The sequence below is a fragment of the Mycobacterium sp. ENV421 genome (assembly GCF_002887815.1).
GTDB lineage: Bacteria > Actinomycetota > Actinomycetes > Mycobacteriales > Mycobacteriaceae > Mycobacterium.
In genome coordinates this window covers 61,941-76,490 of the sequence record NZ_PDHO01000008.1, presented here as the reverse complement: position 1 = coordinate 76,490, position 14,550 = coordinate 61,941, and the positions used below count along the sequence as shown (strand labels likewise).

At 65.2% G+C, this 14,550-nt stretch carries 16 protein-coding genes; 7 read left to right on the top strand and 9 right to left on the bottom strand.

Translation table 11 applies throughout. The features are described 5' to 3' along the window. Window positions 1-87: 87 nt before the first annotated feature. Complete coding sequence (locus tag CRM90_RS12455; RefSeq protein ID WP_102807270.1) at window positions 88-999, bottom strand: IclR family transcriptional regulator; 912 nt, start codon at window positions 997-999, stop codon at window positions 88-90. A 123-nt stretch (window positions 1,000-1,122) separates the two neighbouring features. Here CRM90_RS12455 and CRM90_RS12450 point away from each other — a divergent pair, with 123 nt between their 5' ends. The 3 genes from CRM90_RS12450 to CRM90_RS12440 are packed head-to-tail and all read left to right on the top strand — an operon-like array spanning window position 1,123 to window position 4,176. Further along, window positions 1,123-2,250, top strand: coding sequence for a hypothetical protein (locus tag CRM90_RS12450; protein ID WP_102807269.1), 1,128 nt, complete (start codon window positions 1,123-1,125; stop codon window positions 2,248-2,250). Between the two features lie 4 nt (window positions 2,251-2,254). Beyond that, a complete protein-coding gene (locus CRM90_RS12445) occupies window positions 2,255-3,037 on the top strand; it encodes an SDR family oxidoreductase (protein ID WP_102807268.1) in 783 nt (260 codons plus the stop codon). Then, a complete protein-coding gene (locus tag CRM90_RS12440) occupies window positions 3,037-4,176 on the top strand; it encodes a sulfotransferase family protein (RefSeq protein ID WP_102807267.1) in 1,140 nt (379 codons plus the stop codon). The genes CRM90_RS12445 and CRM90_RS12440 overlap by 1 nt, the downstream gene beginning before the upstream one ends. A gap of 75 nt (window positions 4,177-4,251) precedes the next feature. Here CRM90_RS12440 and CRM90_RS12435 read toward each other — a convergent pair whose 3' ends face one another. Both CRM90_RS12435 and CRM90_RS12430 read right to left on the bottom strand, forming a co-directional pair. Continuing rightward, window positions 4,252-4,710 carry a hypothetical protein gene (locus CRM90_RS12435; protein WP_102807266.1) on the bottom strand — a complete coding sequence of 153 codons (459 nt, stop codon included), beginning with the start codon at window positions 4,708-4,710 and terminating at the stop codon, window positions 4,252-4,254. Window positions 4,711-4,712: 2 nt separating this feature from the next. After that, complete coding sequence (locus CRM90_RS12430; RefSeq protein WP_102807265.1) at window positions 4,713-5,855, bottom strand: 3-ketosteroid-9-alpha-monooxygenase, oxygenase component; 1,143 nt, start codon at window positions 5,853-5,855, stop codon at window positions 4,713-4,715. A 120-nt stretch (window positions 5,856-5,975) separates the two neighbouring features. On the opposite strand from CRM90_RS12430, the gene CRM90_RS12425 reads away from it, so the two are divergent. Both CRM90_RS12425 and CRM90_RS31320 read left to right on the top strand, forming a co-directional pair. Then, on the top strand, window positions 5,976-6,500 hold the full coding sequence (locus CRM90_RS12425) for a gamma carbonic anhydrase family protein (protein WP_083118720.1): 525 nt from the start codon (window positions 5,976-5,978) through the stop codon (window positions 6,498-6,500). Window positions 6,501-6,586: 86 nt separating this feature from the next. Next, window positions 6,587-6,721, top strand: a complete 135-nt coding sequence (locus tag CRM90_RS31320) for a hypothetical protein (protein WP_286145630.1) — start codon at window positions 6,587-6,589, stop codon at window positions 6,719-6,721. On the opposite strand, the gene CRM90_RS12420 is transcribed toward CRM90_RS31320, so the two are convergent. From CRM90_RS12420 to CRM90_RS12400, 5 genes are read right to left on the bottom strand one after another with little or no spacing between them, the layout of a single operon-like run. After that, window positions 6,718-7,119 carry a nuclear transport factor 2 family protein gene (locus CRM90_RS12420; RefSeq protein WP_102807264.1) on the bottom strand — a complete coding sequence of 134 codons (402 nt, stop codon included), beginning with the start codon at window positions 7,117-7,119 and terminating at the stop codon, window positions 6,718-6,720. The genes CRM90_RS31320 and CRM90_RS12420 overlap by 4 nt on opposite strands. Before the next feature lie 5 nt (window positions 7,120-7,124). After that, complete coding sequence (locus tag CRM90_RS12415) at window positions 7,125-8,003, bottom strand: TIGR03619 family F420-dependent LLM class oxidoreductase (protein WP_102807384.1); 879 nt, start codon at window positions 8,001-8,003, stop codon at window positions 7,125-7,127. Further along, window positions 8,003-9,187, bottom strand: coding sequence for a thiolase family protein (locus CRM90_RS12410; RefSeq protein ID WP_102807263.1), 1,185 nt, complete (start codon window positions 9,185-9,187; stop codon window positions 8,003-8,005). Before CRM90_RS12410 ends, CRM90_RS12415 begins: the two co-directional genes overlap by 1 nt. 2 nt (window positions 9,188-9,189) lie before the next feature. Beyond that, window positions 9,190-10,251: a thiolase family protein gene (locus tag CRM90_RS12405; protein ID WP_102807262.1), complete on the bottom strand. Its 1,062-nt coding sequence runs from the start codon at window positions 10,249-10,251 to the stop codon at window positions 9,190-9,192. 13 nt (window positions 10,252-10,264) lie between these two features. Beyond that, window positions 10,265-11,257, bottom strand: coding sequence for a Zn-ribbon domain-containing OB-fold protein (locus CRM90_RS12400; RefSeq protein WP_199189874.1), 993 nt, complete (start codon window positions 11,255-11,257; stop codon window positions 10,265-10,267). A gap of 67 nt (window positions 11,258-11,324) precedes the next feature. Here CRM90_RS12400 and CRM90_RS12395 point away from each other — a divergent pair, with 67 nt between their 5' ends. After that, entirely contained in the window at window positions 11,325-12,356 is a 1,032-nt protein-coding gene (locus CRM90_RS12395; RefSeq protein ID WP_102807261.1) for an LLM class F420-dependent oxidoreductase, read from the top strand. A gap of 55 nt (window positions 12,357-12,411) precedes the next feature. Here the strand turns inward: CRM90_RS12395 and CRM90_RS12390 are convergent, their stop codons facing one another. Further along, window positions 12,412-13,131, bottom strand: a complete 720-nt coding sequence (locus tag CRM90_RS12390; RefSeq protein ID WP_083118716.1) for an acetoacetate decarboxylase family protein — start codon at window positions 13,129-13,131, stop codon at window positions 12,412-12,414. A gap of 59 nt (window positions 13,132-13,190) precedes the next feature. Between CRM90_RS12390 and CRM90_RS12385 the strand changes: the two genes are divergently transcribed. Beyond that, window positions 13,191-14,402, top strand: coding sequence for a cytochrome P450 (locus CRM90_RS12385; RefSeq protein ID WP_102807260.1), 1,212 nt, complete (start codon window positions 13,191-13,193; stop codon window positions 14,400-14,402). The last annotated feature ends 148 nt before the right edge of the window (window positions 14,403-14,550 follow it).

Sequence of the window (14,550 nt, the reverse complement as noted above, 5' to 3'; positions counted from 1 at the left end):
CCGCCGTCGGGGCTGGGCCCCGCGAGATCGCCGCCGTCGGGGCTGGGCCCCGCGAGATCGCCGCCGTCGGGGCTGGGCCCCGCGAGATCACCAATGCGGTTTAGTGCCGCCGAGCTGGGTGGTGAGGGCGTCGGCGGTCGCCACCAAACCCTTTGCGTGCTTGCCGATTTCGGAATCGGTGAGAGCGCGACCGATCTGAAGCGACACCACCATCGCCTGCCGGTGGTGGTGGTCATAGACGGGTGCGGAGATGACGCTGACGTCGTGCCGCTGGCGTGACCCCGGCCCCTCGGCTTCGCTTCGCAAGTACACCCGCTCACCGATATCGGAGATCAACTCGCCCAAGAGGGCACGCAGTTCGTCGGGCATCGAGGTGGACATGCCCGCCATCAGCGCGTACAGCCGCCGCCCACCGGGGGTGAGTCGTTCGACGAGGTATCCCGCGGTCCGGCATTCGGCGATGACGCGGTCCAGCCGCTCCGTCTCGGTCCGCAGCGGAATGGTCGGCGCGCGGCCGAGCCAGCCGCGCAGCGCTTCGTCGTCCCACAGCACGAACATCAAGCCCACCGGTGGCGCGAAGGGGTAGCTCTCCCCAACCCGCACCCCGACATCGGAACCGGGCGGCCCGACCAACTCGAGCAGTGTGATCCGGTCGTCCACGACACCGGCCAGCGCGGCTGTGGTCTCGAAGGCCTTCGACAGCCTGCTGAGTTCGGCCCGTGCTGCCGGATTGACCCGCAACGACTCCTGGGCGAGGTGACCGAGCGTGATCAGGCTTGGGCCCAGCCGGTAGGTCTTGTCGGCCGCGTCGCGAACCAGGTAGCCCGACTCGGTCAGCGTCGTGACGATGCCGAGGCAGGTCGGCTTGGCCAGCTGCAATCGCCGAGAGAGTTCCGACAGGCCGAACTTCTCTTGCGGGTGTTTGGCGAGGAAGTCCAGAATCGCCACCACGCGCTGCGTGGGGGGCGATGATCGACCAGAAACGGAACCATCCGGCATTGCAAAATCCTACCTCTGTGTTCCATATATGGACCAAGTGTTGGTTGACGAAGATTAGAACACGTTCTAGTCTCAGTCCCAAGAACGTACCAGTGCGGTCCAATTTTGAAACGCGAGGCGGTCATGTACACACAGCCCTTGGTGGACGCCATTGCCGAGTCCGAACGGCTGGTGAAGGAAGCCGACTTCATCGAGAGTGAGGCGGACCTGCTCGAGGGACTGCAGTACCTGGCCGGCTGTGTCGCGGCGTGCACGCACGTCGCCTTCGACTACGACCGCGACCATCCCTTCCTGCACTCGGGCACCGGCCCGTTCACCAAAATGGGCCTGGACAATCCGGACACCATGTACTTCGGCACCCGGGTGGTGGCCGGCAACGAGTACGTCGTCACCGGTAAGCGCGGGACCACCACCGACGTCAGCTTCCAGCTGCTCGGTGGCGAGTACACCGACGAAGTGGTTCCGGACAGTGAAACGGCATTCGACGACCGCAAGCTCGACATCGCCGCCGACGGCACCTTCGAGTGGCGGTTCACCCCGGATAGCAACGCGCAGCTGGTCATTCGGGAGGTGTACAACGACTGGTCGGCGCAGCGGGGACACTTCGCGATCGCGCGCACCGACACCGCGGGGACGGCGCCGCCGGCGCTGAGCAAGGAGCTAATCGAAAGACGCTGGGCGACAGCAGGAAAGCAGCTCGTACAACGTGTCAAGACGTGGCTACAGTTCCCGAAGTGGTTTTACGACAACCTGCCGGTCAACACACTGACCTCGCCGCGGCTCACCCCGGGCGGGCTGGCCACCCAATACTCATCGGTCGGGCACTATGACATCACCCCCGATCAGGCGATCATCATCACGCTGCCGGTCACTGACGCCCCGTACCTCGGGTTCCAGCTCGGCAGCCTCTGGTACATCTCGCTCGACTACATCAACCACCAGACCTCGCTGAATGGAACTCAGGCGCAGGCCGATCCGGACGGCAAGATCCGCATCGTCGTCGCCGACAAGAGCCCCGGGGTGACCAACTGGGTCGAGACGCTCGGGCATGGCAAGGGTTACCTGCAGTTCCGCTGGCAGCGAGTATCGCGCGCGTTGACCGAGGCCGATGGGCCGACGATGGAGATCGTCGATCTCGGCGAGGTCGCGGGCAAGCTGCCCTACTACGAGCAGAACAAGATCTCCGAAGACGACTGGCGAGAGCGAATTGCACTGCGTCAGAAGCTGATTGGCAACAGGATGGTGGGGTAGACACATGGCCGGCTTGCTCGAGAACAAGGTCGTCGTGATCAGTGGCGTCGGTCCCGCGCTGGGCACCACGCTGGCGCGCCGATGTGCCGAGGAAGGCGCCGACCTGGTGTTGGCGGCACGGACGGTCGGGCGTCTTGACGATGTGGCCAAGCAGGTCACCGACCTCGGCCGCCGCGCGCTGTCGGTGGGCACCGACATCACCGACGAGGCTCAGGTCGACAACCTGGTCAAGGAGACCCTGGCCGCCTACGGCAAGGTCGACGTGTTGATCAACAACGCGTTCAAGGTGCCGTCGATGAAGCCCTTCGCCAACACCTCGTTCGACCACATCCGCGAGACGGTGGAACTCACGGTGCTCGGTGCCCTGCGGCTGATCCAGGGATTCACCCCGGCACTGGTCGAGGCCAAGGGCTCGGTGGTCAACGTGAACTCGATGGTGCTCCGGCACTCCGACCCCAAACAGGGTGCCTACAAGCTGGCCAAAGCGGCGCTGCTGTCGATGTCCCAGTCGTTGGCCAGTGAACTGGGACCCCAGGGCATCCGGGTGAATTCCGTTCTGCCCGGATACATCTGGGGTGGCACATTGCAGGGCTACTTCGAGCATCAGGCCGGTAAGTACGGCACGACCGTCGACGAGATCTACAAGGCTGCCGCGGTCAACAGCGATCTCAAGCGGCTACCCACCGAGGACGAGGTCGCCTCGGCGATCCTGTTCATGGCCAGCGATCTGTCCAACGGCATCACCGGCCAGACCCTGGACGTCAACTGCGGGGAGTATCACAACTGATGAGCTCAGACTTCCTTTCGGTCGAGAGCCTGCTCGCCTCGGCCGTCAAAGCCACCGGCATGGACGACTTCGGCGTCGACGACGACAACTACCAAGAAGCGCTGAGCGTACTTCTGGAGTCGTTTCGCAACGATGCCGATCTGACCGAGCTCGGCAGCAAGATGCACCGGTTCTTCGTCCGAAATGCGTTGGTGGCCAGGCTTGTCTCCGAGGCGGCCTTCAAGCAGTATCCGGAGCACGTCGACGTGCCGATCGAGCGTCCGATCTTCGTCACCGGCTTGCCGCGCACCGGCACCACCGCATTGCACCGGCTGCTGTGCGGAGATCCGCGGCACCAGGGGTTGGAGCTGTGGCTCGCGGAGTTCCCGCAACCCCGGCCGCCGCGGGAATCCTGGAAGGACAACCCGGTCTTCCAGCAGATCGACGCGCAGTTCACCAAAGCCCATGAGGAGAACCCGGATTACACCGGCCTGCACTACATGACCGCCGATGAGGTGGAGGAGTGCTGGCAGCTGCTGCGTCAGTCGGTGCACTCGGTGTCCTACGAGACGCTCGCGCACGTGCCCACGTACGCACAATGGCTTTCTCGGCAGGACTGGACCAAGCCGTACGCGCGGCATCGCAAGAACCTGCAGCTGATCGGACTCAACGATCCCGAGAAGCGCTGGGTTCTCAAGAATCCCAGCCATCTGTTCGCCTTGGACGCGGTGTTCGCCGTCTACCCGGATGCGCTGATCCTGCAGTGCCACCGGCCGGCCGAAACGATCATGGCGTCGATGTGCTCGCTGGCTCAGCACACCACCGAGGGCTGGTCGAACACATTCAAAGACGACGTCATCGGCGCCGACTCACTGGAGACCTGGTCGCGCGGGCTGGAGCTGTTCAACACCGAACGCGCCAAGCACAATCCGGCGCAGTTCTACGATGTCGACTACTTCGAGCTCATTCGCGAACCGATCAGCACGGTGGAGAAGATCTACTCACACTTCGGTATCGAGCTGACCGATGAGGCGCGGGCGGCGATCCAGCGGACGGACGAGGAGAGCAAGCAGGGCCCGCGGGCACCCAAGCACACCTACTCGCTGGCCGACTACGGCCTGACCGAGGAGCAGGTCAAGGAGCGCTTCAAGGGGCTGTAGCAGCCCCGAGATCGACGAAATGTCGCGATTTACTCGCACTTTCGCGGCGAAGCGTCGGTTTCGGCGAGGGGCGGCCTAACCGTCGCCCGGTGCCGGGGCGCTGGAGTACTCCTCCAGACATCCTTCTGCCACAGCATGTCTGATGCTGTCGGACAACTTCGGGCAGGACCGGGTGCGGGCGCTGCTGCCGCCCGCTTCCCGGATCTCGGCGAAATAGGCGCAGCGCTGCTGCGCTTCGCTGCTCCACTGCACCGCGGTGTGCGCGGCCCCGAGCTTCTTGACCTTCACCGCGATGTGGCAGAACCGGCAGTCGATCTCGACCAGGCCGGCCGACAGGTACCGTTCCCGGTCCTGACGGGTCGATTCCTGGACGGCAGCCATCCGCTGCGGATCCGCGGCGAAACCCGGTGCCTTGGACCATGATCCGGACGCCTCGTCGCTGTGCTCGTGCGGCTCGTCGTGCTCGTGCACGCCGAGCAACTCGAGCATGGACCGCGCCAGATCGTCGACATCAGGCGTTTCGTCGGGGCTCATATTCACACCTGGGTCGGCTGTCCTTCAGAATCGGCCTGCTTACGGAGGTTCTCCTGAACCTCAACCTGCCACTTCTCGTTTGCCGGGGCGGTATCCACTTCGAGCTCGAAGCGGTCGGTCATGTCGGGTGTCACGTCGGCGACGTCGACATAGAACTGCTGATACCAGCGGCGCATCTGGTAGACGGCGCCGTCTTCTTCGACGAGCAGCGGATTGTCGATCCGGGTCTTGTGTTTCCAGATTTCGACGTCCTGGAGGAAGCCCTTGCTGACGCCGACGACCATGGCATCCGACAGCTTGTCGCTCATGGCATCGTCCATGCCCTTGGGCTTCTCGACGATCACACCCCACTGCAGCATGAACGAATCCTGCGTCACCGGGTAATGGCAGTTGATCAGGATCGACTCGGCCTTGAAGCCGCCGTAGTTGTTGTGCAGCCAGTTGATCATGAACGACGGGCCGAAGTACGACGCCTCGGAATCCAGGTGCGACTCGGTGTAGGCGGAGCCGCCGAGCGTGACGTCGGGCCGGCCGACGTTGTGCAGGTACTGCGAGGCGATATGGCCCTCGAAGACGTTCTTGAAGTACGTCGGCAAACCGAAGTGGATGTAGAAGAAGTGCGCCATGTCGGTGACGTTGTCGACGATCTCGCGGCAGTTGGAGCCCTCGATCAGCATCGAGTTCCACTTCCACTCGGTCCACTCACCGCCCGCGTACTCCGGGATCTCCGGGATCCGCACCTCGGGCTGCGGTGGGTTGCCCTCGTGGTCGTGCCAGACGAACAACAGCCCGCTGCGCACGTCGGTCTCCCAGGACCGGGTGCGGGCCAATCGCGGGGTCCGCTTGGCGTAGGGGACCAGGCGGCAACGGCCGTCGCCGCCCCAGCGCCAGTCGTGGAACGGGCACGCGAGAGCGTCGTCCTTGATCGTGCCCTGCGACAGGTCACCGCCCAGGTGCCGGCAGTACGCGTCCAGGACGTGCACATCGTTGTTGGAGTCGGCGAAAACCACCAGTTTGGTCCCGAACGCATTGATCGGGTGGGGCTTGCCGTCCAGGTACTCAGTGACCGGACCCAGGCAGTGCCAGCCCCGGGCGTACCGGTCCGGCAGGGTTCCAGTGTCGATCTCGCGAATGCCGCTTGTCACCCTCGCGCCCCTCCAACTCGTAGGTTCTAACTAGAACACGTTACAGTTTTTCCGACTCATCGCGCAATGAGAGCACCACTAGCTGCGGATTACCCATCTGAAGTGCGGTATATCTGGACGATGCCGATGTATTCGTTCGAAGGGCGTTCACCGCGGGTGGATCCGACCGCATTCGTCGCGCCCACTGCGGTGCTCATCGGCGACGTGACCGTTGAGGCCGGCGCATCGGTGTGGTTCAACACGGTGCTGCGGGGGGACTACGCGCCGATCGTGATCCGGGAGGGCGCCAATGTGCAGGACGGGTCGGTGCTGCACGCCCCGCCGGGCATCCCGGTGGACATCGGTCCCGGGGCGACGATTGCGCACATGTGCACCATCCATGGGGTGCACGTCGGGGCCGAGGCGCTGATCGCCAATCACTGCACGGTCCTCGACGGCGCGGTGATCGGCGCCCGCAGCATGATCGCTGCGCACTCACTGGTGGTCGGCGGCACCCACATTCCGGACGAGGTGCTGGTCACCGGATCACCGGCGAAGGTCAAGGGGCCGATCGCCGGAACGCGGGCCGAGGTGTGGGTGAACATCAACCCCAAGGCGTACCAAGATCTGGCTCAGCGCTACCTGACCGGCTTCGACGAAGTCTGAGATCCCCGTCTCCCCGGCGTTTGGCCGATTTCGGCGTCGGGTATGTCCCCGCTACCTGACAAGACGTAGCGCGTGGAGGACTGAGGATGGCACTCGATATCTGCCCGGCGTGTGGCTATCCCACCATCGCAGCGGCCGTGTGTGCGGCCTGCTCCTTGGCCGCACCGGCACCAGCGCAATGGCCGCTGGCCTACGCCGAGGCGACCGCCCCTGCCGCCTAGATCTTCTGTGCGCTCGCGGTCGCCTTGTCCAGTTCCCAATACGCGCGCAGCGCGACGATCTTGCCCTGGTCGTCGACGCGATAGGTGAAGACGCCCTCGGCGATCACCCGGTACCCGCTGGACTCGATCACAATGTGGCCGACGTTGGCTTCCTCGTTGCCGCACTGGTACGTCTTCTCGAAGTTGAACGTCAGCGCGCTGGGGGCGATCGCCATGTCGTAGAACTTCGCGATCGCGTCCTTGCCCCGGTGGCCTTTGCCCTCAGGGTCGAAATGCGACGGTCCGATCGGGTCTTCGACGATCGCATCGTCGGCGAACACCGCAAGCCACGCCTGCTTGTCACGGGCCATGGCCGCCTCGCGGGATCGCCGCCCCGCTTCGTGGGCCGGTGTGCTCATCGGTCTCAGTCCTGCCAGCCCGAGTGGATGTACGTCTCGGCGAACCGCTTCATCGAGTCGATCTTCTTGTCCACCGGCGCGTCGAAAGGCAACCCCTCGAACACCCACGGAATCCCGATGTAGTCGGTGACGCCGGCCTTGACCAGGTCCCGGTGACCGTCGACGCCGAACTTGTCGATGCAGACCGCCTGGTACTCGAAGGGGTCATCGGCTCGACCGGCCTCGGCGAGCAGCTGCTTCAGCGTGGAGATCGTCTCGGCCAGCTCGTCGCAGGTCATCATCGCGCTGGTCCAGCCATCGCCGATCCGGACCGCACGCTTGAGTGCCACGTCAGTGTGGCCGCCGACGTAGAACGGCACCGGCACCGACGGCGCGGGGCTCATCTGCAGCCGGTCGAAATCGTAGAACTCGCCGTGGTGCTCGACCATGCCGCCGGCGAGGACGAGCTTGATGACGTCGATCATCTCGTCGACGCGTTTGCCGCGCTTGGCATACGGCACCCCGCACCATTCGAATTCCTCAGGCGCCCAGCCGATCCCGACACCGAAGCCGAACCGGTTGTTGGTCAGGTTCGCCACGGAGCCGACCTGGCGGGCCAGCAGTAGCGGGTTGCGCGAGCCGAGCTTCATCACGTTGGTGTAGAAACGCAGCTTCGAGGTCACCGCACCCAATGCGCCCGCGAGGATCAACGGATCGACCCAGGGCGAGTTCTCGTCGAACATCCGCTTGCCGTCGGCGGTGTAGGGATAGTCGACGGACTGCTTCTCGAAGTAGAAAATCGAGTCCGGCAGAGCGATGTTGTCGAAGCCGAGATCCTCTGCCGCCTTGGCAATTTCGATGAGCTGGTCAAGCGGACTGAACGCGATGCTGACCGTGTACTGCATCATGAGGACGGCTTAGCTGGTTTTTCCGAGCCGACCACCCACATCGAGTAGTACTGCGCGCCGCCGCCGTACGCATGGCCCAACGCCTTGCGCGCACCCTCGACCTGATGCTCGCCGGCCTTGCCCATCACCTGGATCGCCGACTCGGCGAACCGGATCATGCCCGATGCCCCAATGGGATTGGAGCTCAGCACGCCGCCGGAAGGGTTGAACGGGATCTTGCCGCCGATGGCCGTCTCGCCGGCCTCGGTCAGCTTCCAGCCGCCGCCTTCCGGCGCGAAGCCCAGACTCTCCAGCCACATCGGCTCATACCAGGAGAACGGCACGTAGACCTCGGCCACGTCGATCTCGTCGATCGGGCTGGTGATTCCCGCCGCCTTCCACAGGGCGGCGGCCGCATCACGGCTGGCCTGCGGGTTGACCTGGTCGCGGCCGGCGTAGGCCAGCGGTTCGGTGCGCAGCGCCGTCGCGTGCACCCAGGCGACCGGATGTCCGTCGGCCACGCGGGCGTCGGCGGCTTCCTCGTCGCCGATCACCATGGCCGCCGCGCCGTCCGAGGACGGGCAGGTCTCGTCGTAGCGGATGGGATCCCACAACATCGGGGACTCCATCACCTTCTCGACGGTGATGTCGGGCTGGTGCAGGTGTGCCAGGGGGTTTTTGGCGCCGTTGTGCCGATCCTTGACCGCGACGATCGCGCCGATGTTGAGCGGCGCGCCGGAGCGTCGGATGTAGGCCCGCACGTGCGGGGCGAAGTAGCCACCCGCGCCCGCGCCAACGGGCTTGGTGAACGGCACCGGAATGCTCAACGCCCACATGGCATTCGACTCGGACTGCTTCTCCCACGCCATGGTCAGCACGCGCTTGTACTTGCCCGACTGCACCAGGCTGGCGGCGACGATGGCCGTCGACCCGCCCACCGAACCCGCGGTGTGCACGCGGATCAGCGGCTTGCCGGTGGCGCCGACGGCGTCGGCCATGAACAGCTCGGGCATCATCACGCCCTCGAAGAAGTCGGGCGCCTTGCCGACGACGACGGCGTCGATGTCGTCGAAGGTCGACCCCGAGTCCTCCAGCGCCCGGTCGATCGCCTCGCGCACCAGACCGTTCATCGAGACGTCTTTGCGCTTCGCGACGTATTTCGTCTGTCCCGTTCCGAGAACTGCGGCGAGCTTTTTGGCCATGACTACTTCCCCTCCAGCACGGCGACGAGATTCTGTTGCAGCGCAGGGCCGCTGGTGGCGTGAGCCAGCACGCGACCCGCCGAACCAGAGAAGATGTGCTGGGCGGCGAACCCGATCCGCTCGAGGCCGGCCGAGAACATCGGGTTGGCGGCCAACGCGCCGCCCGACGGGTTGATCTTCGTCGACTCCGGCAGGCCGATCGCCTCGGTCAGGATCAGCTGCTGGTGGCTGAACGGCGCATACAGCTCCGCGATCTCGATGGAGCTGGTGTCGCCGCCGGTGGCCGCCTTGGCCGACGCCGCGGTCGACGGTGAGGTGGTCAGGTCGCGGGCACCGAGCACCGGCGTTTCGATACGGTGCTCGAAACCGGTGATCCACGCCGGGTTCTCCCGCAACTCGCGCGCCCGGTCGCCGGCCGCCAGCACGATGGCCGACGCCCCGTCGGTGATAGGCGCGATGTCGTGGCGTCGCAACGGATCTGCGAAGTATGGCTGAGCCAACAGTTCGCTGATGGACCCGGTCGGTGCCACCTTGTCGGTGCGGCCGCCTGCGGCGAACGCATCCAGCGCGACCTGAGCCATCTGCTCTTCGGTCCACTTGCCGGAGTCCAGGCCGAATCGCGCCTGCAGGCCCGCCATCGACACCGAATCGGGCCACAGCGGTGCGACGGTGTACGGGTCGGTCTGCAGTGCGAGCACCCGGCGCAGCGTGCCGGCCGAGGACTTGCCGAAGCCGTACACCAGCGCGGTCTCGACCTCGCCGGTCAGGATCTTGATGTACGCCTCGTACAGCGCCCAGGCCGCGTCCATCTCGACGTGTGATTCGTTGATCGGCGGCACTGCACCGATCGAGTCGATCGCTGAGATGAACGAAAACGCGCGACCGGCAAGGTAATCCGAGGAACCGGAGCACCAGAAGCCGATGTCGGTCTGCTTCAGGCCGAGCTCGTCGTAGAGCGATTTGAAGCACGGCATCAGCATCTCGACGCCGTTGGTGGTGCCGTTGGTGCGCCGGACATGCGGAGCATGAGCGAAGCCGACGACCGCTACATCGCGAAAAGTCATGTGGCGATTCCCTTTAGAGGTGGTGCTTGTAGGTGTCGTATTCGGCGTCGGGTTCGCCGGTCGGTTTGAAGTACTCGATGTTGTCGATGCCCAGACCCCACTCCTCGCGGGGCTTCCACACCGCCTGAACTCGCATGCCCATCCGCACGTCAGCGACCTCGATCTCCTGAATCAGGTGCAGGAACGGGATGTCGGCGCCGTCGAGCAACACGTAGGCCGCGACGTACGGCGGCTTGATGCGCTGTCCGGCGAACGGGATGTTGATGATGGCGAACGTCGTCACCGTGCCCTTGTCGGGCAGCTCGATGAAGTTGTCCAGCTCGAGGCCGGTGGCCGGGTCGGCTTCCTTCGGCGGGAAATAGACCTTGCCGTCGCTGCCGGTACGGGCGCCCAGCAGCTTGCCGTCTTCCAGGCCGCGCAGGAATGCGCTCTCCGGAAGCGATGCGGTGTGCTGGATTTCGATGCTGCTCGGCGACACCAGGATGGTCACCGGCTCGCGGTCGTCAGACGACGGCTCGGCGGATTCTTCGGTGTCCCCGAGCGCGAAGTACGCAATATCGGTGATCGCGCCGACGGGCTCGTCGATCCAGTGCGCGTGGACCCGCGCGCCCGTGCTGATCGCGTCGGGCGAGTCCGCGGCAACCGCGTGCAGCAGGGCGGTGTCTGCGCCGTCGAGCTTGATCAACGCCCAGGCGAACGGCTTGTCCAGCGGCTGGCCCTCCAGCGGGTGGGACTGCCAGGTCCACGACTCGACGGTCCCGACGCCGGCAACCGGCACCACCTCCGTCAACGGCGCGTAAGTCACGGGGTCATACTCAGCGGGTGGTACGAGCACTCGCCCGTCCGAGCCGCGGACACCGAGGATGCGTCGCTCACGCAGTGCGGTGAAGAACTGGCCGAGGAGTGGTCCGACTGAACGGGTGTAGTCGAATGACAGCTTCAGCGGTGCCGAAAGGGGCTTCTGATGCGCGTCGATCTGCACCGGGCTGCTTTGGCTGGTGGTCACATCATCGAGTAGAACAGGTTCTAAGAATCGTGGCAAGGACCGTGTCCCGGCCAGAAAGGCGGCACCGATGAAGCTGGGTCTGCAACTCGGATACTGGAGCGCACAACCCCCGACAAACCATGCGGAGCTGGTGGCCGTGGCCGAGGAGGCCGGGTTCGACACCGTGTTCACCGCGGAGGCGTGGGGCTCGGATGCGTTCACCCCGTTGGCGTGGTGGGGGCGTGAGACCACCCGGATGCGGTTGGGCACCTCGGTGGTGCAGCTCTCGGCGCGTACCCCGACCGCGTGCGCGATGGCGTCGCTGACGCTGGACCACCTCTCCGGCGGTCGGCACATCCTGGGGCTGGGTGTCTCCGGTCCCCAGGTCGTCGAGGGCTGGTACGGGCAGAAGTTCCCGAAGCCGTTGGCGCGCACCCGCGAGTACATCGACATCATCCGGCAGGTCTGGGCGCGGGAAGCCCCGGTCACCAGCACCGGCCCGCACTACCCGCTACCGCTGTCCGGTGAGGGCACCACCGGGTTGGGCAAGCCGCTCAAGCCGATCGTGCACCCCCTGCGGGCCGACATCCCGATCATGCTCGGCGCCGAAGGCCCGAAGAACGTCGCGCTGGCCGCCGAGATCTGCGACGGGTGGCTGCCGATCTTCTACTCACCGCGGCTGGCGCCGATGTACAACGAGTGGCTCGATGAGGGCTTCGCCCGGCCGGGTGCACGCCGCAGCCGCGAGGACTTCGAGATCTGCGCGACCGCGCAGGTGGTCGTCACCGACGACCGGGCCTCGATCATGGACCTGATCAAGCCCCACCTGGCGCTCTACATGGGCGGAATGGGCGCTGAGGACACCAACTTCCACGCCGACGTGTATCGGCGGATGGGGTACTCCGAGGTCGTCGACGAGGTCACCCGACTGTTCCGCAGCGACCGTAAGGACGACGCGGCCAAGGCCGTCCCGGACGAGCTGGTCGACGACTCGGCGATCGTGGGCGACATCGATTACGTGCGCAAACAGATCGTCGCGTGGGAAGCCGCCGGCGTGACGATGATGGTCATCGGCGCCCGCACCCCCGAACAGATCCACGAGGCCGCAGCCCTGCTGTAGACACTTCTTGCGAGTTGTCTAGTCGGGGCTTTAGATTGACCGGATGACGCTCGGCTCAGCTCAGCACGTGGGCGTCGCCGAACGTCATGTCGACGTGGGCGACCGATCCGGACACCATCGCGCGCTTCGGCAGCCCCAGGGTGGCCAGCTCTTTGGCGTAGGGGTGGTCGCCGAGCCGCAGCGTGGCGCCGCCCGGCCGGAAGCGGACACCGGAATTCTTCATCTCCCAGGGCACCTCGCGAGTGGTGCCGTCGGCGAAGGTGTAGGTCTTGAGCACCTGGGTGCGGGGGCGCAGCGACGGGATTGGCAGGCCCCGGTGGAACTCGATTCCGGCGATCAGCGATCCGTTCTCACTGACGTCGAAGGTGAACGGGTTGGCCTCGCGCACGTTGAAGTCGGCCATGATCTTGGGGAAGCCCCAGATGGTGCGGCCGGCCTCGAGTGTGAAGGACTGATCCACGGGCAGGTGGTGGATGAACGCCGCGGCATCGCCGAGTGCCTTGAGCCCCCGGGCATTCGAGCCCGGCGGATTGACCATCACGCAAGTTCCGAACTCGTTGTACTTGCCCAGGTCGCCGTCGATGTAGCGGGCCAGCATCAGGTTGACCACTGCGCGGCCGGGGCGGAATTCGCAGACTTTCAGTCCGCTGTAATCGACAAGTCGCTGCGCGGCATCGGCCGGAACCGAGAACATAGCCGTGTGGACGTCGGCCTTGCGGACCCGTACCGGCATGGTGAGCACCGTGCCGGCAATCGTGTGCTGCGAATCAGACATGCGGTCACTGTAAACCGCTTTGACACCAAGCGTGAACGAAAAGTAGTGGAGGGAACGGAATGACAGGCACTCTGGCGCCGGCCAAGCCGAATGTTGATCTGACTGACGGCAATTTCTATGCCGACGGCGGGGCGCGCGAGGCGTATCGCTGGATGCGGGCCAATGAGCCGGTGTTTCGCGACCGCAACGGTCTTGCCGCCGCGACGAGCTACCAGGCCGTCATCGACGCCGAGCGCGATCCCGAGACCTTCTCCAACACCGGCGGCATCCGGCCCGACAACCCGGGCATGCCCTACATGATCGACATGGACGATCCCGGACATCTGTTGCGGCGCAAGCTCGTCAACGCGGGCTTCACCCGTAAAAGGGTGATGGACAAGGTCGCCGGGATCGATACGTTGTGCGACACGTTGATCGACGCGGTCTGCGAGCGGGGGGAGTGCGACTTCGTCCGCGACATCGCCGCGCCGCTGCCGATGGCCGTGATCGGCGACATGCTCGGTGTGCTGCCCGAGGAACGCTCGACACTGTTGAAGTGGTCCGACGACCTGGTGTGTGGCTTGAACTCGGCTGCTGACGCCGAAACACTGCAGGCGGTGATGGATGCGTTCGCCGGCTATTCCGCGTACGCCACCGAGACCATCGCCAAGCGCCGTGCGGAGCCGACCGACGATCTGTTCTCGATCCTGGTCAACTCCGAGGTCGAAGGCCAGCGCATGGCGGACGACGAGATCATCTTCGAGACCCTGCTGATTCTCATCGGCGGCGACGAGACCACTCGGCACACGCTGTCGGGCGGCACCGAACAGCTTGTCCGCCATCGGGATCAGTGGCAGCGTCTGGTCTCTGACCCGAGTCTGATACCCGGTGCCATCGAGGAGATGCTGCGCTGGACCTCGCCGGTGAAGAACATGGCCCGAACCGCCATGCGCGATGTGGACTTCCACGGCACCCAGTTGCGCCAAGGCGAGAAGATGCTCTTGATGTTCGAGGCCGCCAACTTCGACGAGTCGGTGTTCGGCGACCCGGAGAACTTTCGAATCGACCGGAACCCGAACAGCCACTTGGCCTTCGGCTTCGGAACCCACTTCTGCCTCGGTAATCAGCTGGCCCGGCTGGAGTTGAGCACCATGGTGCGCAAGGTTCTCGAACGTCTGCCGGACCTGCGGCTCGCCGACGAGTCCGCGCTCCCGCTGCGGCCCGCCAACTTCGTCAGCGGCCTCGAGCAGATGCCGGTGGTGTTCACTCCGTCGCCGCCGGTGCTGGCCTAGGCGCGACTCGCACGACCGTCATACCAGAGTCACGGCCGACGCCCAGCGTGACGCTGGGGTGACGCTCGGGTGTTTGACTACTCCCGATTCTGGGAAAAACGACCCCATCCCGGGGCGAGCGGGGTTGCTTGCCGGACCGGGGCGACAT